This window comes from Microbacterium sp. Leaf320 (assembly GCF_001423485.1).
Classification (GTDB): Bacteria; Actinomycetota; Actinomycetes; order Actinomycetales; family Microbacteriaceae; genus Microbacterium.
Map to the genome: position 1 here is coordinate 793,160 of NZ_LMOD01000001.1, position 25,372 is coordinate 818,531.

The 25,372-nt window shown below is 67.2% G+C and carries 31 protein-coding genes; 26 read left to right on the plus strand and 5 right to left on the minus strand.

Annotated elements, in window-relative coordinates:
• The first annotated feature begins 16 nt into the window (after nucleotides 1-16).
• Complete coding sequence (locus ASF63_RS03740; RefSeq protein WP_235560697.1) at nucleotides 17-916, plus strand: sugar-binding transcriptional regulator; 900 nt, start codon at nucleotides 17-19, stop codon at nucleotides 914-916.
• A gap of 2 nt (nucleotides 917-918) precedes the next feature.
• On the opposite strand, the gene ASF63_RS03745 is transcribed toward ASF63_RS03740, so the two are convergent.
• On the minus strand, nucleotides 919-2,070 hold the full coding sequence (locus ASF63_RS03745; protein ID WP_056510221.1) for a glutamate--cysteine ligase: 1,152 nt from the start codon (nucleotides 2,068-2,070) through the stop codon (nucleotides 919-921).
• 209 nt (nucleotides 2,071-2,279) lie between these two features.
• Here ASF63_RS03745 and rpsP point away from each other — a divergent pair, with 209 nt between their 5' ends.
• Genes rpsP through trmD form a run of 4 tightly spaced genes read left to right on the plus strand, consistent with a single transcriptional unit; the run spans nucleotide 2,280 to nucleotide 4,300 of the window.
• Nucleotides 2,280-2,714 carry a 30S ribosomal protein S16 gene (gene rpsP, locus ASF63_RS03750; protein WP_056307932.1) on the plus strand — a complete coding sequence of 145 codons (435 nt, stop codon included), beginning with the start codon at nucleotides 2,280-2,282 and terminating at the stop codon, nucleotides 2,712-2,714.
• 6 nt (nucleotides 2,715-2,720) lie between these two features.
• The gene (locus ASF63_RS03755) at nucleotides 2,721-2,951 is read left to right on the plus strand and encodes an RNA-binding protein (protein WP_056307930.1); all 231 of its coding nucleotides are present in this window, start codon (nucleotides 2,721-2,723) and stop codon (nucleotides 2,949-2,951) included.
• A gap of 1 nt (nucleotide 2,952) precedes the next feature.
• The gene (gene rimM, locus ASF63_RS03760; RefSeq protein WP_056509727.1) at nucleotides 2,953-3,555 is read left to right on the plus strand and encodes a ribosome maturation factor RimM; all 603 of its coding nucleotides are present in this window, start codon (nucleotides 2,953-2,955) and stop codon (nucleotides 3,553-3,555) included.
• Between the two features lie 19 nt (nucleotides 3,556-3,574).
• Nucleotides 3,575-4,300, plus strand: coding sequence for a tRNA (guanosine(37)-N1)-methyltransferase TrmD (gene trmD / locus ASF63_RS03765; protein ID WP_056510223.1), 726 nt, complete (start codon nucleotides 3,575-3,577; stop codon nucleotides 4,298-4,300).
• On the opposite strand, the gene ASF63_RS03770 is transcribed toward trmD, so the two are convergent.
• Nucleotides 4,297-4,890 carry a histidine phosphatase family protein gene (locus ASF63_RS03770; RefSeq protein ID WP_235560682.1) on the minus strand — a complete coding sequence of 198 codons (594 nt, stop codon included), beginning with the start codon at nucleotides 4,888-4,890 and terminating at the stop codon, nucleotides 4,297-4,299. The two genes, trmD and ASF63_RS03770, sit on opposite strands and share 4 nt — an antisense overlap.
• Before the next feature lie 69 nt (nucleotides 4,891-4,959).
• Here ASF63_RS03770 and ASF63_RS03775 point away from each other — a divergent pair, with 69 nt between their 5' ends.
• The gene (locus tag ASF63_RS03775; RefSeq protein ID WP_056509729.1) at nucleotides 4,960-5,697 is read left to right on the plus strand and encodes a class I SAM-dependent methyltransferase; all 738 of its coding nucleotides are present in this window, start codon (nucleotides 4,960-4,962) and stop codon (nucleotides 5,695-5,697) included.
• A 15-nt stretch (nucleotides 5,698-5,712) separates the two neighbouring features.
• Here the strand turns inward: ASF63_RS03775 and map are convergent, their stop codons facing one another.
• On the minus strand, nucleotides 5,713-6,495 hold the full coding sequence (gene map, locus ASF63_RS03780) for a type I methionyl aminopeptidase (RefSeq protein WP_056509733.1): 783 nt from the start codon (nucleotides 6,493-6,495) through the stop codon (nucleotides 5,713-5,715).
• Between the two features lie 110 nt (nucleotides 6,496-6,605).
• Here map and ASF63_RS03785 point away from each other — a divergent pair, with 110 nt between their 5' ends.
• From ASF63_RS03785 to ASF63_RS03825, 9 genes are all read left to right on the plus strand, one after another.
• Nucleotides 6,606-7,094: a hypothetical protein gene (locus ASF63_RS03785; protein WP_056509735.1), complete on the plus strand. Its 489-nt coding sequence runs from the start codon at nucleotides 6,606-6,608 to the stop codon at nucleotides 7,092-7,094.
• Nucleotides 7,095-7,273: 179 nt separating this feature from the next.
• Nucleotides 7,274-7,621 carry a 50S ribosomal protein L19 gene (rplS, locus tag ASF63_RS03790; protein ID WP_056311713.1) on the plus strand — a complete coding sequence of 116 codons (348 nt, stop codon included), beginning with the start codon at nucleotides 7,274-7,276 and terminating at the stop codon, nucleotides 7,619-7,621.
• A 118-nt stretch (nucleotides 7,622-7,739) separates the two neighbouring features.
• Nucleotides 7,740-8,474, plus strand: a complete 735-nt coding sequence (gene lepB, locus ASF63_RS03795; RefSeq protein WP_056509738.1) for a signal peptidase I — start codon at nucleotides 7,740-7,742, stop codon at nucleotides 8,472-8,474.
• Nucleotides 8,471-9,130 (plus strand): ribonuclease HII, encoded by a 660-nt coding sequence (locus tag ASF63_RS03800; protein WP_056509740.1) that lies wholly within the window; start codon nucleotides 8,471-8,473, stop codon nucleotides 9,128-9,130. The genes lepB and ASF63_RS03800 overlap by 4 nt, the downstream gene beginning before the upstream one ends.
• A gap of 47 nt (nucleotides 9,131-9,177) precedes the next feature.
• Nucleotides 9,178-9,504 (plus strand): DUF2469 family protein, encoded by a 327-nt coding sequence (locus ASF63_RS03805; protein WP_056509743.1) that lies wholly within the window; start codon nucleotides 9,178-9,180, stop codon nucleotides 9,502-9,504.
• A gap of 102 nt (nucleotides 9,505-9,606) precedes the next feature.
• A complete protein-coding gene (locus ASF63_RS03810) occupies nucleotides 9,607-9,969 on the plus strand; it encodes a YraN family protein (RefSeq protein WP_056509745.1) in 363 nt (120 codons plus the stop codon).
• A complete protein-coding gene (locus ASF63_RS03815) occupies nucleotides 9,966-11,495 on the plus strand; it encodes a YifB family Mg chelatase-like AAA ATPase (RefSeq protein WP_082477805.1) in 1,530 nt (509 codons plus the stop codon). The genes ASF63_RS03810 and ASF63_RS03815 overlap by 4 nt, the downstream gene beginning before the upstream one ends.
• Complete coding sequence (dprA, locus tag ASF63_RS03820; protein ID WP_056509748.1) at nucleotides 11,492-12,673, plus strand: DNA-processing protein DprA; 1,182 nt, start codon at nucleotides 11,492-11,494, stop codon at nucleotides 12,671-12,673. The genes ASF63_RS03815 and dprA overlap by 4 nt, the downstream gene beginning before the upstream one ends.
• A 35-nt stretch (nucleotides 12,674-12,708) precedes the next feature.
• The gene (locus tag ASF63_RS03825; RefSeq protein WP_056509749.1) at nucleotides 12,709-13,611 is read left to right on the plus strand and encodes a tyrosine-type recombinase/integrase; all 903 of its coding nucleotides are present in this window, start codon (nucleotides 12,709-12,711) and stop codon (nucleotides 13,609-13,611) included.
• Nucleotides 13,612-13,676: 65 nt separating this feature from the next.
• Here the strand turns inward: ASF63_RS03825 and ASF63_RS03830 are convergent, their stop codons facing one another.
• Entirely contained in the window at nucleotides 13,677-14,207 is a 531-nt protein-coding gene (locus ASF63_RS03830) for a murein hydrolase activator EnvC family protein (protein WP_082477806.1), read from the minus strand.
• A gap of 307 nt (nucleotides 14,208-14,514) precedes the next feature.
• On the opposite strand from ASF63_RS03830, the gene rpsB reads away from it, so the two are divergent.
• The 9 genes from rpsB (at nucleotide 14,515) to ASF63_RS03875 (ending at nucleotide 21,219) form a co-directional block, all read left to right on the plus strand.
• The gene (gene rpsB / locus ASF63_RS03835) at nucleotides 14,515-15,459 is read left to right on the plus strand and encodes a 30S ribosomal protein S2 (RefSeq protein WP_056509751.1); all 945 of its coding nucleotides are present in this window, start codon (nucleotides 14,515-14,517) and stop codon (nucleotides 15,457-15,459) included.
• 44 nt (nucleotides 15,460-15,503) lie between these two features.
• On the plus strand, nucleotides 15,504-16,331 hold the full coding sequence (gene tsf, locus ASF63_RS03840) for a translation elongation factor Ts (protein ID WP_056307904.1): 828 nt from the start codon (nucleotides 15,504-15,506) through the stop codon (nucleotides 16,329-16,331).
• 91 nt (nucleotides 16,332-16,422) lie between these two features.
• A complete protein-coding gene (pyrH, locus tag ASF63_RS03845) occupies nucleotides 16,423-17,139 on the plus strand; it encodes a UMP kinase (RefSeq protein ID WP_056307902.1) in 717 nt (238 codons plus the stop codon).
• A 66-nt stretch (nucleotides 17,140-17,205) separates the two neighbouring features.
• Complete coding sequence (gene frr, locus ASF63_RS03850; protein WP_056307900.1) at nucleotides 17,206-17,760, plus strand: ribosome recycling factor; 555 nt, start codon at nucleotides 17,206-17,208, stop codon at nucleotides 17,758-17,760.
• Between the two features lie 5 nt (nucleotides 17,761-17,765).
• Nucleotides 17,766-18,905: a phosphatidate cytidylyltransferase gene (locus ASF63_RS03855; protein WP_056509753.1), complete on the plus strand. Its 1,140-nt coding sequence runs from the start codon at nucleotides 17,766-17,768 to the stop codon at nucleotides 18,903-18,905.
• The gene (locus ASF63_RS03860) at nucleotides 18,905-19,489 is read left to right on the plus strand and encodes a DivIVA domain-containing protein (RefSeq protein WP_056509755.1); all 585 of its coding nucleotides are present in this window, start codon (nucleotides 18,905-18,907) and stop codon (nucleotides 19,487-19,489) included. The genes ASF63_RS03855 and ASF63_RS03860 overlap by 1 nt, the downstream gene beginning before the upstream one ends.
• Nucleotides 19,490-19,537: 48 nt before the next feature.
• A complete protein-coding gene (locus tag ASF63_RS03865) occupies nucleotides 19,538-20,206 on the plus strand; it encodes a transglycosylase SLT domain-containing protein (RefSeq protein WP_235560683.1) in 669 nt (222 codons plus the stop codon).
• Between the two features lie 9 nt (nucleotides 20,207-20,215).
• On the plus strand, nucleotides 20,216-20,503 hold the full coding sequence (locus ASF63_RS03870) for a hypothetical protein (protein WP_056509756.1): 288 nt from the start codon (nucleotides 20,216-20,218) through the stop codon (nucleotides 20,501-20,503).
• 2 nt (nucleotides 20,504-20,505) lie between these two features.
• Complete coding sequence (locus ASF63_RS03875) at nucleotides 20,506-21,219, plus strand: alpha/beta hydrolase (RefSeq protein ID WP_056510230.1); 714 nt, start codon at nucleotides 20,506-20,508, stop codon at nucleotides 21,217-21,219.
• Here the strand turns inward: ASF63_RS03875 and ASF63_RS03880 are convergent.
• A complete protein-coding gene (locus tag ASF63_RS03880; protein ID WP_056509758.1) occupies nucleotides 21,216-22,277 on the minus strand; it encodes an AI-2E family transporter in 1,062 nt (353 codons plus the stop codon). The two genes, ASF63_RS03875 and ASF63_RS03880, sit on opposite strands and share 4 nt — an antisense overlap.
• A gap of 177 nt (nucleotides 22,278-22,454) precedes the next feature.
• On the opposite strand from ASF63_RS03880, the gene ASF63_RS03885 reads away from it, so the two are divergent.
• Nucleotides 22,455-24,428, plus strand: a complete 1,974-nt coding sequence (locus ASF63_RS03885) for a hypothetical protein (protein ID WP_056509761.1) — start codon at nucleotides 22,455-22,457, stop codon at nucleotides 24,426-24,428.
• A complete protein-coding gene (locus ASF63_RS03890; protein WP_056509762.1) occupies nucleotides 24,425-25,357 on the plus strand; it encodes a tetratricopeptide repeat protein in 933 nt (310 codons plus the stop codon). The genes ASF63_RS03885 and ASF63_RS03890 overlap by 4 nt, the downstream gene beginning before the upstream one ends.
• Nucleotides 25,358-25,372 lie beyond the last annotated feature (15 nt).

The following is a 25,372-nucleotide window of genomic DNA, read 5'->3' on the forward strand; positions in this document are numbered from 1 at the left end:
CGCCCAGCTCTACTACATGCAGGACAAGACGATGGAGGTCATCGCGCAGGAGCTGAAGACCTCGAGGTCGTCGGTATCGCGTCTTCTCAGCTTCGCCAGGGAGAGCGGCCTCGTGGACATCCGCATCAACTCCCCGCTGGAACGCCTCGGGATGCTGGAACAGCACATCAGGGACCGCTACCGCGTGGTCGCGCACGTCGTGCCGATTCCGGAGATCGTCAGCGAGGTGGAGCGACTCGAGCGCGTCGCGCTGACCGCCGGGCGGCTGCTGTCGCAGTTCGTCGACTCGAACATGATCGTCGGCGTCGCCTGGGGCTCGACGATCAGTGCTGTCAGTCGCGGTCTCACGCAGAAGGAGACGCACAACACGACATTCGTGCAGCTCAACGGCGCGGGCAACACGCAGACCAGCGGTGTGGAGTACTCGAGCGACATCCTGCAGCGCTTCGGCAGCGCGTTCGGTGCGCAGGTGCAGCAGTTCCCGGTGCCGGCGTTCTTCGATGACCCCTCGACGCGTGAGGCGATGTGGCGGGAACGCAGCACACGGCGTGTGCTGGATCTGCAATCCAAGATGGACATCGCTGTGTTCAGCCTCGGCTCGCCCGCCGCGGAGGTTCCCAGTCGGGTCTACGTCGGCGGCTACCTCGGCCGGGACGACTACCGGAGCCTGCGTGAGGATCACGCGATCGGCGACGTGGCGACGGTGTTCTTCCGGGCGGACGGGTCATGGAGGGACATCCGGGTGAACGCGCGGGCGACCGGGCCAGGACTCGACAGGCTGCGCCGTGTGCCCAGGCGCGTGTGCGTGGTTTCGGGCGTGCCCAAGCTCGTGAGCCTTCGCGCGGCGATCGCCGCCGAGCTCATCACCGATGTGGTCCTCGACGAGGGCCTGGCACGGCGGCTCGTCGAGGACTGAGCTCAGCCCTCTTCCGTCGACGCCTCGGGGCCGGAGCGGAACTCGCGGATCAGATGCTGCACGACGGCACCCAGATCTCCACCGGTCGCATTCGCGATGGTCAACTGACGCTCGTAGCTGGCACCGTCGTTCAGGATGGTCCCGATGCTCCCGAACTCGCGCACGCAGCCGAGCTCCACGGCGACCGGGGCCAGGTCTTCGATCACCTGCGCGAGATGGTCGCGGACAGGGCGCTGCGTGCCCGCGGCATCCACGATCACGCGAGCATCCAGGCCGTAGCGCGCCGCACGCCACTTGTTCTCGCGGTGGTACCAGGCCGGCATCTGCGGCAGGGTCCGGCCCTCGTCCAGCTCTCGTGAGAGGTGCTCCACGAGAACCTGGACCAGAGCCGCGACGGCGGCGAGCTCCGGAAGAGTGGAGAGTCCGTCGCATGCGCGGATCTCGATCGTGCCCCAGCGCGGAGCCGGGCGGATGTCCCACCGCACCTCCGTGGCATCGGCCATGACACCGGTGCGGACCATGTCGTCGAGGTAGGCCTCGTACTCGGACCAGTCCTGAAGCGGCCAGGGGAGTCCGGCGGTGGGCAGCTGCTGGAAGACGAGTGCGCGGTTCGAGGCATACCCGGTGCGCTCCCCGGCCCAGAACGGACTCGACGCTGCCAACGCCTGGAGATGAGGGAGGTAGCCAGACAGGGCGTTGATGATCGGGATCACCTTGCGCTGGTCCTCGACCCCGATGTGCACGTGGATGCCCCAGATCATCATGTTCCGGCCCCACCATTGGGTCCGCTCGATGAGGGTGTGATACCGCGTCTTGTCGGTCACCTGCTGGTCGTACCACTGGGCGAACGGGTGACTCCCGGCAGAGAGCAGTTCGATGCCCGCAGGGTCGGTCGCGGTTCGCACGGCTGCGATCGCATTGGCGATGTCGTCGACGGCGTGCGCGACGGAGTCGCCGATCCCGCTGGTGACCTCGATGGTGTTGGTGAGCAGCTCGCCGGTCACGGTGTGCCGCTCATCCTCGCTCTCGACCTCGAGTGCTGAGAGCAGCTCGGGCGCACGACCGACCAGATCACCACTCACCGGATCGGCGAGCATGATCTCCCACTCCAGGCCGACGGTGGAGCGCGCCGAGGGCGCGAAATCGAGCTTCACGAGCACAGTCTGACACGCGCTGTGGACGACACGGCAACCGCCGTGTCGTCGCGTTTCGCTCCTGGGCCGCGGATCTGGCAGAATAGAAGGTCGGACGACGTGCTCGACCCTCTATCCAGCATTCGTCCTCCCTCTTTGAGCTTCCGCCGGGTGTGCACCCCACTCTCCAGGCGATCGGTTCGTCAACTTCCACACAATTCAGGAGAATCGTGGCTGTCAAGATTCGTCTCAAGCGCCTGGGCAAGATCCGTGCGCCGTACTACCGCATCGTCGTCGCCGACTCGAAGACCAAGCGCGATGGTCGCGTGATCGAGGAGATCGGCAAGTACCACCCCACCGAGGAGCCCTCGTTCATCGAGATCGACTCCGAGCGTGCGCAGTACTGGCTCTCCGTCGGTGCGCAGCCGACCGAGCAGGTCGCCGCCCTTCTCAAGATCACGGGCGACTGGGGCAAGTTCAAGGGCGACAAGGACGCAAAGTCCACGCTCAAGGTCAAGGAGCCCAAGGTTCCGTTCGAGATCGACGCGTCCAAGAAGTCCGTCGTCAAGCCCAAGGCCGAGAAGAAGGTGGAGGCTCCCGCAGAGGAGGCTCCCGCCAAGGCCGACGCGGAGGCCGCTGAGGCTCCCGCCGCCGACTCGGAGTAATCCGTCGTGCTCGCCGCCGCGCTCGAACACATCGTCAAGGGGATCGTCGATCACCCGGAGGATGTGCGTATCAACTCGTCCACCTCGCCGAGAGGCGATCTCCTCGAGGTGCGTGTGCACCCCGATGATCGTGGACGCGTGATCGGGCGCGGCGGCCGCACCGCCAAGGCACTGCGTACGCTCATCTCGGCGCTGGCTGATGGGCGTCGCGTCCGCGTCGACGTCGCGGACGACTGACGTGGTGTCGAAAGATCGCAACCAGGGCAAGAATCAGCTGCGCGTAGGGCGTCTCGTCAAGGCCCATGGCCTCAAGGGCGCGCTCAAGCTGGAGCTCTACACCGACAACCCGGAGCGCCGTTTCACTCCGGGAGCCGAGTTCACGTTGCAGGTGCCCGAGGCATCTCCGTGGCATGGCAAGACAGTCGTCGTCCGCGAATACCGCGTGATGAACGGCAACCCGGTCGTGTTCCTCGAGGACGTCGACGATCGTGAGGGTGCCGAGACCCTCGTCCGCGCGATCCTCTGGATCGATCAGGACGATGACGAGGTCGAGGACGACGCATGGTTCGACCACCAGCTCGTCGGTCTCGATGTCGTCCGCGATGAGATCGTCGTCGGCAAGGTCGTGCGCGTAGAGCACTTCCCCGCGCAGGATCTGCTCATCGTCCGATCCGGCGATCAGGACATCATGGTGCCGTTCGTCCAGGCGATCGTCCCGACCGTCGACGTGAGGGCGGGGCGTGTCACCGTGACTCCGCCTCCCGGCCTCTTCGAAGAGCTTCCGGACACGACAGACACAGCGGATGCGGGAGAGTCCTCGGACTCCGACGCATCCGCGTGACCGCTGGTACGGTTCCTCCGTGCGCATCGACGTCCTCTCCATCTTCCCGTCGTACTTCGATGGACTGACGCTCTCGCTCCTCGGGAAGGCGCAGAGCGCAGGCATCCTCGATCTCCGAGTGCGTGATCTGCGCGAGTGGACGTCCGATCGTCACCGCACCGTCGACGACACCCCTTACGGCGGCGGCGCCGGAATGGTCATGAAGCCCGAACCCTGGGGCCTCGCGCTCGACGAGCTCGCGTCATCCAGCGCCGAGGCGACGGGCACCGAGGTGACGCAGACGCGACCCACGATAATCTTCCCCTCGCCGGCCGGTGAGGTCTTCACTCAGGCCACTGCACGCGACCTGAGCACGCGCGATCACCTGATCTTCGGCTGCGGACGGTACGAGGGCATCGACGAGCGGGTCTTCGAGTACGCGGCGTCGCTGGGCGAGGTCCGTCTCATCAGCCTGGGCGACTACGTCCTCAACGGCGGAGAGGTGGCGACGATGGCGATGATCGAGGCCATCGGCCGCCTCATCCCCGGAGTGGTCGGCAATCCCGAGAGCCTGGTCGAGGAATCCCACGAGGACGGCCTGCTCGAGTACCCGTCGTACACGAAGCCCTCCGTCTGGCGTGATCGCTCGGTACCCGACGTGCTGCTGAGCGGCAATCACGCGGTCATCGCCTCGTGGCGGCGCGAGCAACAGCTCGAGCGCACGCGTCGCCGTCGTCCCGACCTGCTGCCGGAAGACGACGCCTAGAGCATCGTCTCTCTGCCGTGGTCGATCTCGAACACGACATCATGCGGATGCCGGAGCGACAGGGCCGTCGCCGCATCCAGGCCTCGGAGGTCGGCCCGGAGCATCCTTCCGAGCATCTCGTGGCTCACAAGGAGTGGGATGCCGGCCGTCGCCCATCCGCACGACGACAAAGCCCGGCGTGCTCGCGCCCGCGCCTGCGCGTAGCTCTCGCCGCCGGGGAAGGCCCATCCATAGCGGTTCGCTGCGCGTTCCTCACGCGCGGTGGGAAACCGTCGATCGATCTCGTCCCAGGTCATACCCGCCATGCCGCCGTGGTGTACCTCTGCGAGTTCTGGAACCTCGACGAGATCGGCGCCGAGGCGATCGGCGATGATGACAGCCGTCCTGAGCGCCCGACCGAGAGGGCTAGAACAGACCGTCGTGATCCCGCGGCCGGTGAGGCGCTCGGCGACGTTCTTCGCCTGCAGGATGCCGTCTTCTGTCAGCGGCGAGTCCAGCTGCCCCTGCAGACGATGTTCGAGATTCCACCGCGTCTGGCCGTGTCGCACCAGGAACAGGTGCTCCGGCACGTGGCGATCCTGCGGAATCATGGACTCAGGATGGCACAGCCGCCTCGATCGCGGCGGAGTGATCCCGCCGTCGGCTGATACCGTCGGAGCATGGTCGACGAGGTTCTCGCGAAGTCTTTCGAACGCATCGGAGCGGATTACGACCGCTACCGCCCGGGATTCCCACAGGCCGCGGCCGACCTGATGATGCAGGCGCCTGTGCGCTCTGCGCTCGACCTCGGGGCCGGCACCGGTAAGTTCACGGAACTGCTCCAGGGGCGAGCCGAGCGCGTCATCGCGGTCGAACCGTCGTCGGCGATGCTCGACGTGCTGCGGGTCAAGCTTCCGGCAGTGGAGGCGCTGCAGGGAAGCGCCGAGCGGATTCCGGTTGCTGACGGCGGCGTGGACGTCGTGTCCGTCGCGCAGGCCTTCCACTGGTTCGATCGCGAGCCCGCGTGTGCGGAGATCGCTCGAGTACTCGTGCCCGGCGGCGCCCTCGGACTGATCTGGAACCACTCCGACCCCACGAGCACCTGGGACAGAGCGGCGCATCGCATCGCGCACCCCGCGGTGGCGGAGGAGGACGGCACGACGAGCTCAGCCGCGGACGAGCTGCCAGGCTTCGTCCACGTCCGATACGAGCAGATCCACTGGACGGAGCGGATCCGACGGGAGGACTACTTGGGGCGATGGTCGACGGTGAGCAGCTTCATCGTGGCGGACGACGACGAACGCGCGGACATGTTCGCCGCGATCGAGGCCGTCCTGGACGCCGACTCCGAAACGCGCGGTCGCGACGACTTCGACCTGCCCATCGTGACGGACGTGTTCGTCTACCGACGCGCCTGATCCGAGGGCGAGCGCTCAGTCGACGCCGAGGAACGTGCGGTCGGTGAGGATGATCGGGCCGTCGGCCGTGACGGCTACCGTGTGCTCCGAGTGCGCACCTCGGGATCCGTCGACACTGCGAAGCGTCCAGCCGTCAGGGTCTGTGATGAGCTCGTCGGTCGTCTCCAGCAGCCAGGGCTCGAGTGCGAACACGAGTCCCTCGCGAAGCGGGAAGCCACGTCCTGCGCGCCCGTCGTTGGGGACATGTGGGTCGCCGTGCATGATGCGGCCGACGCCGTGCCCGCCGAAATCGGTGTTGATCGAATACCCCTCGCCGTGCGACACGGCCGCGATGGCGGCGGAGATGTCGCCGATCCGGTTGCCCACGACGGCAGCCGTGATCGCGGCGTCGAGGGCGCGCTCGGTCGTGTCGATGAGTCTGAGATCCTCGTCACGCGGAGTGCCGACGACGAAGGAGACGGCCGAATCCGCGACCCATCCGTCGACGGACACGGCGAAGTCGAGCGAGACCAGATCCCCATCACGGAGCGTGTAGTCGTGGGGGAGTCCGTGCAGCACGGCATCGTTGATCGACGTGCAGATCACCTTGCCGAAAGGGCTCGCGCCGAACGAGGGGTGGTAGTCGATGTAGCACGACTCCGCGCCTGCCTTGCGGATCATGTCGTGCGCTCGGCGATCGATCGACAGCAGGTTGGTGCCGACCTTCGTCTCATCGCGCAGGGTCGCCAGCGTCTCGGCCACGAAGCGCCCGGCGGCGCGCATCTGGTCGATCTCGGCAGGGGTGCGCAGTTCGATCATCGGGTGTCCTCTCGTCCTTTCCATTCTCGCCGATGTGTGCGCCTTCGGCGTCCGCGCGCTCACAGCGAACACCGGGGCAGCGGCGTGCGGGGCGTCGTACGATCTGTGACATGTGGTTGCGTCAGGCGTTCTTCCGATGGCTGGTTCCGGCCGCGTTCCTGCTGCCGCTGTGGCTCCTGATCGGCTGGGGCGTCTTCCAGGGCGGGTGGACGATCCTCTGGGTCCTCTTCATCGCGATCCCGTCCGTCTTCGTGGGGCAGCTTCTGCTCACGCTTCTCACACGGTCCCGCCCCTCGGTGCGCGCCGATCGTGCCGTTTCGTGGTGGGACGTCGGAGGATTCACCCTCTGGCATGGTCTGACGATCGCCGTCGGATGCTTCATCGACGGTGCATTCGGCTGGCTGCTCGCCGCCGCGATCGTCGTCGGCATCGGCCTCGTGTGGCTGCAGCTGTGGCAGCTGTGGAACGAGGCCAAAGGCAGTGGCGCGCGATTCCGCGAGACCATCGCCTGGTCGACCGTCCCCGGCGTCGATGAGCCAGCGCCCACGACGCGCGCGCATGAGGTCATCGTGGTCCGGGAGAGCGACGCTCGGGAATGACACCGCAGCACGTGACGTTTTGGCCGCGTGCGGCATCCATGGCAGAATGAGTGTTTGTGCCGTGACCGGTTCTGCCTCAGGGGAGCCCGCGGACGCTTAGGCGCCGTTCAGCACACACCCCTTCTTGTTCCTTCCTACATCATGCATCCGTCCTGAGGCGAGTGCAGAGAGAGACGATCATGCAGATCCTCGACGCCGTCGACGCAGCATCGCTGCGTTCCGACGTTCCCGTATTCAACCCCGGTGACACGGTCAACGTGCACGTGAACATCACCGAGGGCACCCGCTCGCGTATCCAGGTCTTCAAGGGCGTCGTCATCGGCCGCCAGGGCGATGGCGTGCGCGAGACCTTCACCGTTCGCAAGATCAGCTTCCAGGTCGGCGTCGAGCGTACGTTCCCGGTGCACTCCCCGGTGATCGACCACATCGAGGTCGTCACCCGCGGTGACGTGCGTCGCGCGAAGCTCTACTACCTCCGCCAGCTGCGTGGCAAGAAGGCGAAGATCAAGGAGAAGCGCTTCAACTGACGCGCAGGTTCTCCGCAGCACCCCGGGACACGATGTCCCGGGGTGCTGTGTTTTCCGCCGGGTGTGCGACCCTAGATACTGCCGTCTCCGAGCGGTGCGAGACTGTGAAGGAACCTTGATGACGACTGACTCCGCGCCTGCGTCCACACCTCCGACCAAGCGTCGTCGTGGATTCCTCGTGTTCCTGCGCGACGTCCTCGTGATCATCGTCATCGCGGCTCTCGTCTCCTTCGTGGTCAAGACGTTCGTCGTCCGGTCGTTCTACATCCCGTCGGCATCGATGGAGCGCACGCTGCTCGTCAACGACCGGATCCTCGTCGATGAGCTCACGCCGCGATGGACCTCGTACGAGCGTGGCGACGTCGTGGTCTTCAAAGACCCGGGGGGTTGGCTCGACGGGCAGGTGCAGACTCCCGCGCAGCCCCCGCTCGTCCAGGCGTTCGACTGGGTCCTGAACGTGGTCGGCATCTCCGCGACCGACTCGCAGGATCATCTGGTCAAGCGTGTGATCGGACTTCCCGGTGATCACGTCGTCTGCTGCAACGCGCTCGGCCAGCTCACCGTCAACGGGGCCCCGATCGATGAACTGAGCTACCTCAACCTTCCTGACGGCGACACGGCAGCCTCGAACGAGCCGTTCGACGTCGTCGTGCCCGAAGGATCGATCTGGGTGCTGGGCGACAACCGCGATCGATCGCGCGATTCACGCGCGCATCAGGATCTTCCCAGCGGCGGTTTCGTTCCCCTCGAGAATCTCGTGGGCAAGGCGTTCCTCACGACCTGGCCCTTCGACCGCATGGGCGCCATCGACGGACATCACGACAGCTTCAACGGCGTTCCGGACTCGGAATGACCGTCGTCGCACCCAAGCTCACCCTGGAGCGTCGACTGCTGACCGAGTGCGACCTGGTCATCTCCCTCGACGAGGTCGGGCGTGGGGCGCTGGCCGGTCCCGTCGCGGTCGGAGCCGCAGCGATGGATGCCGCCGGATCACGCCGTCGCGTCCCGGAGGGACTGCGAGACTCGAAGCTCGTCACGGAGAAGCGACGACCCGATGTCGCCGCCCGAGCAGCAGCCTGGGTCCAGGCGTCCGGTGTCGGCTGGGCGAGTTCTGCAGAGGTCGATGAGGTCGGCATCATGCGTGCTCTGGGGCTGGCGGCCTCTCGAGCGGTGCAGAGCATCGTCGACCAGGGCGTCGCGATCGAGAGCGCACTGGTGCTGCTCGACGGCAACCACGACTACGTGTCCGCCGTCCACCCCGTGCCGCTTCGCGTCCGTCCGGTGGTCAAGGCGGACAGGGACTGTGCGTCGGTCTCTGCCGCGTCCGTGATCGCGAAGGTCGCGCGCGACACCTATATGGCGGAGCTCCACGAGGGCCACCCGGCCTACCAGTGGGACAGGAACAAGGGGTATGCGAGCGTCGAGCACCGCGATGCGATCCGCGCTCTCGGGCTGTCGCCGCATCATCGTTCGTCATGGGCTATCGCCGATGCTCCGACGCTGTTCTGACGCTCCGTGCGGCGGCGATGCGCCGCCGACTCTAGGATGGGAACATCATGGATGAGGAAGCCTTCGACGACTACGACCGCGAGCTCGAGCTGGCGCTGTTCCGCGAATACCGCGACGTCGTCGCCCAGTTCCAGTATGTCGTCGAGACGGAGCGCCGGTTCTACCTGGCCAACGAGGTCAACGTCGTGCGCCGTGACACCGAGCACGACTTCTACTTCGAGATCTCGATGACCGACGTCTGGGTGTGGGACATCTATCGTGCCGACCGTTTCGTGAAGGCCGTGCGCGTACTCACCTTCAAGGATGTCAACGTCGAAGAACTCCAGCGCCGTGAGTTCGAACTGCCGCAGGAGTTGTCGCTCGACGGGGAGTGACCCTTTCTGCACAGTCCGTGGTTCTGACGGACTGTTCCTGAGTCCCGGGCGAACGACGCATTCGAGACGCGAATCGTCGAACCCGTTCGACAGGCTGTCGTCATGGCAGCGAAAGACGAACTCGGCAGAGCCGGTGAAGAGCAGGCGGTTCGATACCTGAGGACGCTCGGCTATGAGATCCTCGACCGCAACTGGCGGTGCACTCAGGGAGAGATCGACATCGTCGCGTCGCACGGCTCGCACCTCGCAGTGGTCGAGGTGAAGACGAGACGGAGCGATTCCTACGGGCACCCGTTCGAAGCGGTGGACGCGCGCAAGCTACGCCGCCTGTGGCAGCTGGCCCATGCCTGGGCGTCCGCCCACGCCGACACTGCGCGAGGGATGACGATTCGGATCGACGCGATCGGGATCGTCGGTGCCGACCCGGCGCGCGGCACTCTCGAGCACCTCGTGGCGTTGTCGTGACGACAGCGCGAACCTGGGCCGTCGCCTTGACAGGGGTCGACGGCCATATGGTCGAGGTCGAAGCAGATCTGTCGAACCAGACCCCTGATTTCAAGATCATCGGGCTTCCCGACAAGTCGCTCGGAGAAGCTGTGCAGCGCGTGCACAACGCGTGCAAGAACAGTGCGCTCGATCTTCCGCGCCGGCGGCTGACGGTCAACCTCTCGCCGGCGAGTCTTCCCAAACAGGGCTCGGGGTTCGATCTGAGCATCGCTGTGGCGGCGCTCGCGGCCGGCGGGTCGCTGTCGCAGCGCTCCATCGCTCGAACCGTGCACCTCGGCGAGCTGGGCCTCGACGGAAGGCTTCGCCCTGTGCCCGGCGTGCTGCCTGCTGTGTTCGCGGCCGCGCGGGCAGGGTTCGACACCGTGATCGTCCCCGCGGCGAACGAGGCCGAGGCAGCACTCGTGCCCGATATCGACGTGCGACCGGCCGCGACTCTTTCTCAAGTCGCCGTTTGGCATGGCGCAGAGGTGGATGTGATCGACAGCGACCCGGTCCTGGCTGCTGCCGCCGCTCAGGAACCGGTCGAATCGCTGGACCTGTCCGAGGTCGTCGGTCAGGAGGACGCCGTGCAGGCTCTCATCGTCGCGGCTGCAGGCGGCCACCATCTGCTCTTCAGCGGGCCACCGGGTGCGGGCAAGACGATGCTCGCGAGGCGCCTCCCCGGAATTCTGCCGCGTCTCACCGAAGAGGAGGCGCTGGAGGTGGCCTCGATCCGCTCCCTCACAGGTGAGCCCGTGCGACGTCTCGACGTCACTCCGCCGATCGAGTCGCCGCACCACAGCGCGTCGGTGGCTGCTCTCGTGGGTGGGGGTTCGCGAGGGGTCCGACCCGGAGCCATCTCGCGAGCGCACCGCGGGGTGCTGTTCCTCGACGAAGCCGCTGAGTTCTCACGCGTCGCACTCGACGCATTGCGACAGCCGCTCGAATCCGGTTCGATCGAGGTGAGCCGGTCAGGGGTCACCGCCCTGTTCCCGGCACGGTTCCAGCTCGTCCTCGCCATGAATCCATGCCCCTGCGGCAATTACGGGGTCCGGGGTTCCGAATGCGTGTGTCCGTCCCTGGCGATCCGCAGATACGCGACGAGACTGTCAGGTCCGCTGCGCGACCGCATCGACATCGAGCTGCAGGTGGCGCGCGTCTCCGCCGTCCAGGCGATGACTGCAGACCGGACTTCCGTCACGACCGCCCTGGCCGGCGAGCGCGTCGCCCTGGCCAGGGAACGCGCCGTCGCACGGTGGCGAGGCACACCGTGGCGTCGCAACGGCGAAGTGCCGGGTGCGCGGCTGCGTCAACCTGATCTGCGGCTCGCACCGCCTGCCCGAGCACCGCTCGACCGCGCGTTGGAACGGGGCGCACTCACCCTCCGGGGCTACGACCGGGTCTTGAGGTTGGCGTGGACCATGTCGGACCTGGAGGGAATCGACAAGCCGGGGCGGGACGAGGTCGGGCGCGCTCTGTTTCTGAAGAGGGGATACACATCATGATCGAATCGCTGAGGAAAGACCCCGAGGTCCGTGACGCGCTCGACGGGATGGGGCCTCACGACCATCCGGAGGAAGCGCTCGCGAGGGTCGCCTGGTCGGTGCTGGCAGAGCCGGGTGACGGTGTGGCGGGTGCTCTCATCGCAGAGCTCGGTGTTCGCGAGGCCCTGGATGTCGCACTGGCCGGCCGCAGCCGTGAGCATTCGGACGCGGGCGGAAGAGCGCTCTCTGAGGGAAGAGCGAGGTGGACAGCGCGTGCCGATCCGAGGGCCGTGGCGGAGGCGATTCGATGCGCGCGCGATGTGGGTGCACGACTGATCCTCCCCGGCGACGCGGGTTGGCCGGTGGCGCTCCGCGACCTCGGCGCGCATGCGCCGACACTGCTGTGGGTGCGAGGCGACCCGGGGCTTCTCTCCGCGGAGCCACGCGTCGCTATCATCGGGGCTCGTGCGGCGAGCGGCTACGGGGAGATGCTCGCCGCAGAGTTCGCGGGAGATCTTGCCGTCGGTGGCGCGCTCATCGTCTCGGGCGGTGCATACGGGATCGACGGCGCTGCCCATCGCGCGGCGCTCGGCGTTGAGGGGAAGACCGTGGCATTCCTGGCGGGCGGAGTCGATCGCGCCTACCCTCATGGTCACAGAGACCTGCTGCGACGCATCGTCGACACCGGCGCAGTCGTGAGCGAAGTGCCGTGCGGTACTGCGCCGACCAAATGGCGATTCCTCGCACGCAACCGACTCATCGCCGCGGTCAGCCATGCGACGGTCGTCGTAGAGGCGGGATGGCGAAGCGGCTCGCTCAACACCGCAGGGCACGCGGCGCAGTTGGGCCGCCCACTCGGCGCCGTGCCGGGCCCGGTCACGTCTGCGGCATCCGCGGGGTGTCATCGCCTTCTGCGCGAATACGACGCCCGATGTGTGACCACTGCTGCGGAGATCCGAGAGCTCTGGGGCGACGGCGTGCACATGCCGGAGGAGGCGCGATCCGATCCCGACCAGCTGCGACTGCTCGATGCGATCACCGGCCGCTCGGCGCTACCGGTTCTCGAGATCTGTCGGCGATCGGGGCTCTCGCCCGACCGCGTGAGCGCGATGCTCGGGGTGCTCGAGCTGGACGGCGTGGTCAGGCGGCTAGAGGGCGGGTGGCAGAAGACGACAGGCGACAGCGGACGGCGCGGCTGACGCGATGCCGATACCCGCTCCTGCAAGCTTGATCCATGGAGTTCGCGGCTGCGGCACAGGCCTTCACCGATCACCTCGAGCAGGTGCGGAGGCTGTCGCCCGCGACGGTTCGGGCATACCGGTCCGACCTGCGCGATCTGGCGCAGACGGTCGGAGAGCTCGGTGTGGGAGACGTGTCCCTCGAGACTCTGCGCGACTGGCTCTGGCGGGCGACCCAGCGCGGTGACGCTCGCTCGACGCTCGCGCGCCGAGCGGCCGCAGCCCGGTCGTTCTTCGCCTGGGCGCAGGAGAATGAGCTCGTCCCGCACGATCCGAGCTTGCGCCTGGTCGCGCCGAAGCGCGGACGTACTCTGCCGACGATCGCCTCCCACGATGCGATGACCGCCCTTCTCGACGCGCAACGGACGGCGGCGTCGACGGGGGAGCCGAGCCCGCTGCGGGACCATGCGATCCTCGAGCTGCTCTACGGCGCAGGGATCCGCGTCTCCGAGCTCTGCGGACTCGATGTCGACGATCTCGATCTCGACCGTGGCACCGCCCGCGTGCTCGGCAAAGGATCGAAAGAGCGCGTTGTCCCGTTCGGCGCGCCGGCGAGAGACGCCATCGGCGCCTATCTCACCCGTGGTCGGCCCGTGCACGTCGCGCGGGCAGCACGCCCGACTCCCGCCCTGTTCCTCGGCACGCGGGGTGCTCGGGTGGGGCCCCGAGCCGTGTACTCACTCGTCGCAGACGTGCTCGCGCCCTATGTCGGGGCCGACACGGTCGGGCCGCACGCCCTCAGACACACTGCGGCGACGCACCTTCTCGATGGGGGCGCCGATCTGCGGGCAGTCCAGGAGATTCTGGGGCACGCGAGCCTCGGCACCACCCAGATCTACACGCACGTCTCCTCTGAGCGGCTCACGGCCACCTACCGCCTGGCGCATCCGCGGGCGTGAGCCTTGCGGTGGCGCGATCCGTCCCGATGCGCACGAGCGAGCGGAGCGCGACGCGCCGGCACGGCTCACAGGGGGTCGCAGCAGGGGAGGAGCACCGCGCGCGGCACCTCTCCGAACAGAAGCATGGGGTTGATGTAGTCCCCGTCGAGCCGCACGCCGAGATGCATCGTGCCCGCCGGCGCATGGCCGCCTGACGCGACGATGCCGATGTCGTCGCCGGCCGTCACGACATCTCCGGGGGACAGGGTGGACATCACCGGCTCGAACGTCGACACGTACCCGTCGGAGTGCTCGATCGTGAGCAGAGGCCGGTCCACGACGGTTCCGCGGAACGCCACGATTCCGTCAGCCGGTGCGCGGACGGCACCGCTCTGTGCCGAGACGATGTCGACGCCGCGGTGCCCGGCTCCGTATTCGTGCGCCGGCGCCCGATACGGATCCGCGACCGAGCGGGCTCCGTCGAACGGCCAAGTCCAGGCCGCGGAGGCGAGGACTGTGGTGGCGGATGGCGTGTCCGCGTTCGCAGGGACATCAGGGCCGAGGCTCAGCAGAGCGACGAGCAGGATGGCGGCGAGGATGCGACGAGGTATGGCCATAGGGCCATGATCGGGGAGGCGCGCCTCGCTCGATGCGGACGTGGGGCGAATCGTCGCAGGAGGTGCGCACAACCCCCGGTAGCGCTCCGCGGTGCAGGGCGAGTGACGCCCACGCATCCTGTATGCTGGGGGAGCACCTCGATCTCGAGGTGACTACGCGTGCCCAGAGCGACTCCGGTCGTGGCATCCACTCCCACAGGTCCTGCTTCCGAGCAGGCGGGTGTGCGCCGGGCACCAGGAAGTTCGATCGTCCGATCGACTTGACAACCTCAATGGCGCAGAACCGCGCCGGAACAAGGAGACGACCATGGCTGTGGTCACCATCCGCCAGCTGCTCGACAGCGGCGTGCACTTCGGACACCAGACCCGTCGGTGGAACCCGAAGGTCAAGCGCTTCATCCTCACCGAGCGCAGCGGCATTCACATCATCGACCTCCAGCAGTCGCTCGGCTACATCGACAAGGCCTACGACTTCGTCAAGGAGACCGTCGCCCACGGTGGCACGATCCTCTTCGTCGGCACGAAGAAGCAGGCGCAGGAGATCCTCGCCGAGCAGGCGACCCGCGTGGGTCAGCCCTTCGTCAACCAGCGCTGGCTCGGTGGACTCCTCACCAACTTCCAGACGATCTCCAAGCGTCTCGCACGCATGAAGGAGCTCGAGGAGCTCGACTACGAGACCCCGGCGAACAGCGGCTTCACGAAGAAGGAGCTGCTTCTCAAGAAGCGCGAGCTCGACAAGCTGCACAAGTCGCTCGGCGGTATCCGCAACCTCACCAAGACGCCGTCCGCCATCTGGGTCGTCGACGCCAAGCGTGAGCACCTCGCCATCGACGAGGCCAAGAAGCTCGGCATCCCCGTGATCGGCATCCTCGACACCAACGCCGACCCGGACGACTTCCAGTACCCGATCCCCGGCAACGACGACGCGATCCGCTCGGTCTCGCTGCTCACCCGCATCATCGCGGACGCAGCGGCAGAGGGTCTGCAGCAGAAGCACAACCCCGAGACGGGCGACGCTGAGCCTCTCGCCGACTGGGAGAAGGAGCTCCTCGAGGCTCCCGTCCAGGAGTCCGCTGACGCAGCAGAGGTCGTCGACACCGCCGCCGATGAGGCTGCTGTCGTCGAGACGCCCGCTGCCGACGAGACCGCTGCCGACGAGGCCGGTGCTGAGGCACACGACGAGGCGATCGCCGCCGCTTCCGGTGAGGAGACCTCTGAGGTCGCCGCCGCCGAAGCAGCAGACGCCAAGTAATTCCGCGACCACCACACACATCACGAAGCAAGGAGCCACCACACATGGCCAACTTCACCATCGCCGACCTCAAGGCGCTGCGTGAGCAGCTCGGCACGGGAATGGTCGACACCAAGAAGGCGCTCGAGGAGGCTGACGGAGACGTCGAGAAGGCCACCGAGATCCTGCGCCTGAAGGGTGCCAAGGGCAACGCGAAGCGTGCTGACCGTTCCACCAGCGAGGGCCTCATCGTCGCTCGCGAGCAGGACGGCGCAGTGACGCTGATCGAGCTCGCCTGCGAGACGGACTTCGTCGCGAAGAACGAGCGCTTCATCGCGCTGGCCGACAAGGTCGCAGACGCCGTCGCAGCAGTCAAGGCCGATTCGGTCGAGTCCGGTCTCGCCGCCCAGGCGGGTGACAAGAGCGTCGAGCAGGTCATCTCGGAAGAGGCGGCGATCATCGGCGAGAAGGTCGAACTTCGTCGCGTGCGCACGGTCTCGGGCGACAAGGTCGAGGTCTACCTGCACCGCACGAGCAAGGACCTGCCGCCGCAGATCGGTGTCGTCGTCGCCTACTCGGGTGACGACGCCGAGACCGCTCGCAGCATCGCGCAGCACATCTCGTTCGCGAACCCGTCGTACCTCTCCCGCGAAGACGTTCCGTCCGACGCCGTGGAGAAGGAACGAGAGATCGTCACCGAGATATCCCGCAACGAGGGCAAGCCGGAAGCGGCTCTGCCCAAGATCGTCGAGGGCCGTGTCTCCGCGTTCATCAAGCAGGTCGCCCTGCTCGAGCAGGACTACGCGAAGGACAACAAGCTCTCTGTCGCCCAGGTGGCGAAGGACGCCGGTATCACCGTGACGGACTTCGCGCGCTTCAAGGTCGGCGCGTAACATCGTCGAAGGGGTTCGGATCAAAGCGATCCGGACCCCTTCTTCATGCCCAGAAGGCACTATCTTGAATCGGGACGAGAGGATCACCCCCATGACCGACCGCACAGGACGCCGCCGCGTTCTTCTGAAGCTCTCCGGTGAGGCGTTCGGAGCCGGCCAGCTCGGCGTCAACCCCGACGTCGTCAGCCAGATCGCCCGCGACATCGCCGCAGCCGTCGACCGCGTCGAGATCGCCATCGTCGTCGGTGGTGGCAACTTCTTCCGTGGCGCGGAGCTCAGCCAGCGCGGCATGGACCGCGGGCGCGCCGACTACATGGGCATGCTCGGCACGGTGATGAACGCTCTCGCTCTCCAGGACTTCCTCGAGCAGGCCGGTGCGCCCACACGCGTGCAGTCCGCGATCTCGATGACTCAGGTGGCCGAGCCTTACATCCCGTTGCGCGCGGAGCGTCACATGGAGAAGGGTCGCGTGGTCATCTTCGGTGCCGGCGCCGGCCTGCCGTACTTCTCCACCGACACGGTCGCCGCGCAGCGCGCTCTCGAGATCGGTGCTGAGGAGGTCCTCGTCGCCAAGAACGGCGTCGACGCCATCTACACCGCCGACCCGAACAAGCACGCGGACGCCGAGCGCATCGAGCGGGTCACGTATCGCGACGCCCTCCAGCGCGGACTCAAGGTCGTCGACTCGACGGCGTTCAGCCTCTGCATGGACAACAACATGGACATGCGCGTCTTCGGCATGGAACCGGCCGGTAACGTCACGCGTGCTCTCCTCGGCGAGCACATCGGCACTCTGGTCACGGCCTGAGCGCCTGCCGGTGCTCGAGCGCCCGGCCCGATAGAATTGCAGAACACCCCGACGATAGGAGTCACCGTGATCGCGGATGTCCTCGCTGAAACCACCTCCCGCATGGCACGTGCCGTCGAGGCCGCCAAGGAGGACTTCTCCACGGTGCGCACCGGTCGTGCGAACCCGCAGCTCTTCCAGAAGGTCCTGGTCGACTACTACGGAACGCCGACTCCTCTCGCGCAGCTTGCCTCACTCGCGAACCAGGAAGCACGTACGCTCATCATCACGCCGTACGACAAGTCGGCGCTGAAGGGCATCGAACAGGCGATTCGCGACATGCCTAACCTCGGCGCGAACCCCACCAACGACGGCAACCTCGTGCGCGTCACGATGCCTGAGCTCACTGCCGAGCGCCGCAAGGAGTACGTGAAGCTCGTCAAGACCAAGGCGGAGGACGCCAAGGTCCACGTCCGAGGCATCCGCCGCAAGGGCAAGGATGAACTCGACGCCCTGAAGAGCGAACTCGGCGAAGACGAGATCGCCAGGGGAGAGAAGGAACTCGACGCCCTCACGCGCCAGCACGTCGACCTGATCGACGACGCACTCAAGCGCAAAGAGGCCGAACTCCTCGAGGTGTAGGCGGCATGTCCGACGACTCCAGCGGTGACGGTACCGATAAGCCGCAGACGCGTCGTGAGGCGCGCGACTCGTCGACCCCGGTCGGCGGCATCCCCCTGGTCGACGGCGCATTCCCGACATTCGACAGCGCGAGCATCCCGCCGCGGCCTCCGTTGCCCGCAGAAGGGCCCGCGGGCGCGGCATCGACACTGGATACCGCCGACCACAACGCCATCCGCGAGCAGTGGAGAGCGGCCAGAGATGAGCTGGGCAACCATGTCTCGCACGCTCGCGGCCAGCTCGATCAGGCCAATGAGCGAATCAAGGAGCGCACAGGTCGAGACCTGATCCTGGCGACGCTGATCGGTCTCGCGTTCGGTGCAGCGCTGCTCGCGTCGCTTCTGTTCATCAAGGTCCTGTTCGTTCCGTTCGCGCTGGCGGCCGCCCTGTTGGGCGTCTACGAGCTCTCGCTCGCCCTCCGCGCGTCCGGTCGACGGATCGACGTGGCGCCGCAGTTCATCGCGGCCACACTTCTCGTGCTCTCCGCCTTCTTCCTCGATCTCTGGCTCGTCTGGGTCATGCTGTTCCTCGCCGTCGCGTTCGTGATCGTCTGGCGACTCGTCGCGCAGATGATCGCCAAGGACGGCAGAACCTACGGCGACGTGCTCACGGATGCCGTCATCAGCGGTTTCGTGCAGATCTACGTTCCGTTCCTCGCCGCCGTCGCGTTGATCCTCCTCAAGCAGGAGGGGGGTCAATGGTGGGTGCTCAGCTTCATCGCGATCGCCGTCGTCGCCGACACCGGCGCGTACGCCGCGGGACTCGCGTTCGGTCGGCATCCGATGGCTCCCCGGATCAGTCCCAAGAAGACCTGGGAGGGCTTCGGTGGTGCGGTGGTCGGTTCGATAGCCGCCGGTGTGCTCCTCGCGATCTTCCTGCTCCACGTGCCGTGGTGGATCGGCGTGATCTTCGGCGTCGCGATCCTGCTCTCCGCGACGCTCGGTGACCTCGGCGAGTCGATGCTGAAGCGCGACCTCGGCATCAAGGACATGAGCTCCTGGCTTCCCGGGCACGGCGGGCTCCTCGACCGGCTCGACAGCATCCTGCCGTCCACGGTGCCCGCTCTGTGTCTCTATTTCCTCTTCTCCTCCTGGGTGGTGCTGTGATGGTCTCCGACGACGTGCAGGTTTCGGACGACGCTGTGGAGGCGCCGCCCGCCTTCTCGCTGACGAGCGGCCGTGTGCGCGGCTACCACCGTGCGGCGGTCGACACATTCCTCGCGGCTGCGCGGACCGCCTTCGAGGGCGACGCCGACGACCTGAGCGCGGCCGACGTGCGGGTGGCGTCATTCCCCCTCGTGAAGAACGGCTATGTCGTGGCAGAGGTCGATGCGGCGCTCGGTCGAGTCGAGGACGCGCTGGCCGCCCGCGCTCGCGACCGGGTGGTTCGCTCTCGTGGAGCGGGCGCATGGGTCGAGCAGGCTCGCGGCGACGCGCAGGTGATCCTCGATCACCTGGCCAGGCCGAAGCGTCACCGTTTCGCGCGCACGGGTGTGCTCACCTTCGGCTACCGCATCGACGAGGTCGATCACGTGGGCACGCGCATCGCCCGCTACCTGCGGGATGGAGAGCCGCTGACGGCCGAGCAGCTGCGCGCCGCCGCGTTCCGGATGCAGCGTGGTGGGTACCGCGAAGAGCAGGTCGATGCCCTCCTGGACGCGGCCGTAGACGTCATCCTGGCCGTTCGCTGAGCGTTCTGATGGCCGTGTCAGGCCTCAGCGGGTAGACTTCCTCTCATCGTGAACTCCCGAAACGACATGACTCCCCAGCGAAACGACGTCACGCCTGTGCCCGCATCGGCGACTCTTTCGGCGCGCAAGGGCAGCCGACGCCGTGGCGTCGTGGGCTTCTTCAGCGCTCTCGCGGTCGTCGGTTTCGCGGCGGCGATGGTCGCCCCTACGGGCGTCGCGCTCGCGGAGCAGCCCGCAGAGGAGAGCCCGGAGTCGGCCTACTCGGTCGCGCTCACCGAGACCCAGAACCTCACCGTCTCGGTCGAAGGCGCAGCGATCGCGCCCGTCCAGCGCGGGACATTCTCCGTCTACGTGACGCCGAAGCCCACACCGACCCCCACACCCACGACGGCGTCCTCCCCGAAGTCGAGCAGTGCCGCGCCTCTCTTCTACACCGGCGGCGGTGCTCCGGCCGAGTGGATGGCGGCTGCCGGAATCGCCGAGTCCGACTGGGGCTATGTCGACTACATCGTCTCGCGTGAGAGCGGATGGAATCCCAACGCGACCAACAAGTCCTCGGGTGCGTGCGGTCTCGTCCAGGCCCTGCCGTGCAGCAAGGTGCCTGGCAACGGATACGACCCGGTCGACAACCTGCGCTGGGCGACGGGCTATGCCACCGGACGATACGGCAGCTGGGCCGGCGCGCACGCCTTCTGGACGAACAACCACTGGTGGTGAGCGGCCCTCATGGCCCGCTCCCGCAGACGCCGTCCGGCGCGCCCTGATCCCGAGGACTCGCTCGACCGCCTTCTGGCGTCCTGGAAGCGCACAGAGGTGCGCCGGGGCTCCGAGTGGACCGTGCAGCCGGTATCGGCCGCGCAGGCGCTCAAGGAGTACATCTGCCCCGGTTGCGGGCGCACCGTCGCGCCGGGTATCGCCCACCTCGTGATCTGGCGCGCGGACGGCGTGCTCGGCGACGCCGCAGATCTCGCCGCCCGGCGGCATTGGCACACACACTGTTGGAGGATTGCGTGAGCATCGAGATCCGCGGACCACTCGAGCTTCCTGCTCGACGCGAAGACATCGTTCTGGAGACGGCGGATGAGCTGAGGCTCGTGGGGGAGCTTTCGCTGCCAGAGTCTTCCGACCCCGTCGCGACGCTCGTGACGCTCCACCCGCTACCGACGGCGGGTGGCTTCATGGACTCGCACATCATCCGCAAGGCGGCCGCACGGCTTCCTGCACTGGCCGATCTCGCCGTCCTGCGATTCAACACGCGCGGCACCACGTCGCCTCGGGGAACGAGCGACGGCGCGTTCGACGGGGGAGCGGCGGAGCAGTTCGATGTCGCCGCGGCGATGGACTTCGTCCGTGAGCGCGGCCTTCCGCGCCCGTGGCTGCTCGGCTGGTCCTTCGGCACGGAGCTCGCCCTCAAGTACGGGCGAGAGCACGATGTCGAGGGGATCATCCTGCTGTCCCCGCCGCTGCATCGCGCGACGGAGGCCGATGTCGCGGCATGGGCGGGCGAGGACGTCGAGGTCGTCATCCTGGTTCCCGAGCTCGACGACTATCTCCGTCCGGCTGAAGCGCGGGAGCGGTTCGCGGCGATCCCGCACGCGAACCTGATCGCGGTCGAGGGCGGCAAGCACCTCTGGGTGGGGGAGAGCCAGACCCGGCGCGTGCTCACTGAGATCGTTGCGGCAGTGAATCCTGCGGCGCTGCCGTTGCCGAACGAATGGCCGGTGGGCTAGAGCTCGTTCATCCGGGGGATCAGCACCTGGCGGTAGAGGATCAGGATGCTGGCCGCGACCGGGATCGCGATGAGCGCGCCCAGAAGCCCCAGAAGGCTTCCTCCCGCCAGGGCAGCGACCACCACGACGGCGCCGGGGACGGACACCGCGCGGCTCATGATCCTCGGCGAGATCACATAGGCCTCGATCTGCATGTAGACGAGGTAGTAGATCGCGGCCGCGATCGCGGTGGCGGGGGAGCCGAGACCGGGGATGAGGCAGACGAGAACGATGATCGTCGACCCCGTCAGGGTGCCCACGAGCGGGATGAGCGAGAAGAAGAAGGCCACGACAGCGAGCACTGCCGGGAACGGCGCATCGATGATCGTCAGAAAGATCATGCTCAGGACGCCGTTGATGACACCCTGCGTCACCTGACCCATGACGTAGTAGCCGACCGAGTCCGTGATCTGCTCGGCGAGGTCGATGAAGCGCTCCCGCTTCGAGGCGGGTGCGAGCTGGTACACCGCTCGCTTCAGGGAGGGCGTCGAGGCTGTCAGGTAGATCGTCAGGATCAGGACGATGAAGGCTCCGAAGAGTCCGCTGACGACGGCGCCGCTGGCTGCGAGGACGCTCTGCCCGATGGACCCGCCGATCTGGGTGAGGTTCGTCTCGAGCCAGTTCGTCACGTAGGCGAACACATCGTCGACCTTGAGGTTGGGGAAGGTGTCGACCATCCACTCTCGGAGGTCGGCGAGAAAGGTTCCGCGTTGGACGATGGCCGTGATCTGGGCGATCAGCTGGGATATCTGGTCGACGAGCACCGGGATGACGATCAGGATGATGCCCGCGAAGATGCCGAGGACGCCGAGGATCGTGATCAGCACAGCGAGCCAGCGGGGGAGCCTCTTGCGTTCGAGGAACGACACGAGCGGATCGAGGCCGAGGCTGAGGAACAGGGCCGTGCCGACGTACAGGAGAACCGTCGACAGGCTCTCGACGCTTCCGATCAGCAGGATTCCCAGCCCCACGCCGAGCGTCGCCACGAGGGCTGTGCGGAACGGGTTGTGGATCTTCATCGGTGCTCCTCGGAGATGCTGATGATGCAAGGTTATCGACCGCGTGATGCCTGATCGTCACGACGTGCCGGGACGATCAGGCATGCCCTCGTGGGCAACACACAGGTGATTTCGCTAGTCTGAAATGTCGAGTGTTGCGACTCGGGCGCTCGTCCGGGTCGTGTGAGGAGACTATTCGTGCGTTTCGTATGGGCCGTCGTGGCCTTCGTGCTGGCTGCGGGACTGATCGCTGCGGGCATCGCGCAGCGAACCGTTTTCATGGGTCCGTCGACCCAGGAGACCTCGGTCGCCGTGGAAGAACCGGCGCCCTACGTGCTCCTGGACGGCGACGTCCTGAGGGAGCACCCCGGCGCTCAGACCCTGCTCGTCCGTGGAGACGGTGACATCTTCGCCGCGTACGGTCGAACGGCAGACATGGAGGCGTGGCTGGCTGACGCCTCGTACAACCACGTCACCGTCGGCAAGGACGGCGAGCTCGATGTCGAGCTCGTGGACGCGGCCGCGGCAGGTGAGGACGACGCGGACACTGACGCTCCCGAGGCGACCCCGGCTCCCGAAGAGACTCCCGCAGACGACGGTGCGGCAGCCGAAGCCGGGCGCAGTCCGGTCGGGTCGGATCTCTGGCTCGACTCGTTCACCGACACCGACGCGCTGATCGCCGACATGCAGCTCCCCGAAGGCGTCAGCCTTCTCATCGCGCACGACGGCACTGCCGACGCGCCTGACGACATCGTCGTCTCCTGGCCGCTCGACACGTCTACGCCTCTGGCGGGTCCGCTGATGGCAGCCGGTGCCGCCGTGCTCCTGGTCGGCCTCGTGCTGTACGTGCTCGGCATCCGCCACCAGCGCCGCGGACGTGGTCCCCGGCGCAAGGGACCGGGGCCCCTTCCCGCGACCGAGCCGATCGACGTGGCCCAGCTGCCGCCGTCCGAGCGGAAGGCGATCGAGGAATCATCGACGACCGAAACCGACAGGGGATCCACTCCAGCTGAGCACGCCGTCGATGCGGAGAACGCGCAGGAGGGCTCCGCGAACGAGGGCGACACAGCCGGCGATCGCAAGTCCGAGATGCGCGCCACACCGACCCGCAAGCGCCGCATGTTCGCGGTGCCGGCTCTCGCGCTGACCGCGCTCCTGGCCACAGGATGCTCGGCCGACTCGTGGCCCCAGTTCGGTGCGGGGACGCCCAGCCCCTCGCCCAGCGCCACCGTGATCGCCCCCGAGAACCAGAAGCCTCCGGCAGTGACCGAGGCTCAGGCCAAGCGCATCCTTCAGGATGTGTCGGCGACGCTCTCCGACGCGGACGCCGCGATGGACATCGACCTGGCGGGAACTCGCCTCGACGGCCCGGCCCTGACGGCTCGCAAGACCGAGTACGCGCTGCGCACCGCGCTTCCCGACACCGCTGTGCCGGCGGCGATCCCGACCGATGACGTCGAGGTCATGCTGCCAGAGGCGACCGACCGTTGGCCGCGCACCGTCCTCCTGCTCTCGAAGAGCGACGGCGACGACACAGTTCCCCCGGTCGTGCTGACGATGACCCAGCAGGACCCCTGGTCCAACTACAAGGTCAACAACATGGCCGAGATGTCGGCTGATGCCGTCTTCCCTGAGGTCGCCGCGCCGTGGCTCGGAACTTCGCTCGTCCCGGACGACTCCGCCTTCCTCAGCATGCCGCCGGGCGAACTCGCCGCGACGTTCTCGGACGTCGTCGACGCGGGCGAGCAGAGCGCCTCCTACGGACTGTTCGACGAGATCTCGCAGAACCTCGCGAAGTCGATCCGAGACAGCCGCCAGGCTGTGGTGCAGAACCTCGCGGACAACGGCGCGGCAGCGACGTCCCAGACCGCCTTCGACATCGCACCGGCGGACTCCGCCCCTGTATCGATGACCACTCTGGGCAGCGGCGCCATCGTCGCCGTCTCGCTGGTCGACACCGAGACGGTCACACCGACCTCCGCGGACGCGGTGATCCGTTTCGGCGACAACGCGCAGGCGAAGGCGCTGACCGGGGTCACCGAGTCCGCCAAGGGCGTGACGACCAAGTACGAATTCCAGTTGTTCTTCTCCGTCCCCGCCCAGGGCTCGACGGAGCAGATCCGGCTCCTGGCCGTCCGCCAGGATCTTCTCTCCGTCGAGGTGATCAAGTGACCGATATCTCTCCTGCCGCGCTCCGAGGAGCCGTGGACCTCTCCAGTCTGCGCAATCGACCGGCCGCGCCAATGACCGGAACGCCTGCTCCGGCACCCGGGGTCGCGGACGTGGTGGTCGACGCGACCGACGAATCGTTCGGTCAGATCCTCGAGCTCTCGCGCACCGTGCCCGTGGTCGTCGATCTGTGGGCCGAGTGGTGCGGGCCCTGCAAGCAACTGAGCCCCATCATCGAGAAGGTGACGCGCGAGCTCGGCGGCAAGGTGCTGCTCGCCAAGGTCGACGTCGACGCCAACCCTCAGCTCGCGCAGGGCTTCCGTGCGCAGTCGATCCCGATGGTGGTCGCTCTCATCGCAGGGCAGCCGGTCCCGATGTTCACCGGAGCGGTTCCCGAACAGCAGGTCCGCGAAGTCTTCGCGCAGCTGCTCCAGCTCGCCGCGCAGAACGGCGTCACCGGTTCGCTGGATGTCGGCGAGGCCCCGGCTGCGACCGAGGAGGCCGCAGAGGAACCGCCACTGCCGCCGCTGCATGCGGAGGCTTTCGCCGCGATCGAACTCGGCGACTACGCCGCAGCGGTCATCGCCTACGAGAAGGCCCTTGCCGAGAATCCTCGTGACGAGGATGCGATCGCCGGTCTCGGGCAAGTGCGTCTTCTCGATCGCGTGCAGAAGCTCGACCTGCAGGAGGCGCGGGCCGCTGCCGCAGCGGGTCCGCTGGATGTGCAGGCGCAGTTCGATGTCGCGGATCTCGATCTCGCGGGCGGGCACGTCGACGATGCGTTCGGACGTCTGCTCGACCTGTTCGCTCAGCTTCCCTCCGCCGAGCGCACGCCGGTTCGCGAGCGGCTCATCGAGCTGTTCGGTCTCATCGGCGCAGCCGACCCGCGTGTCGTCTCGGCACGCAATCGGCTCTCGTCGCTGCTGTTCTGATCGCGCCGCGCGCCG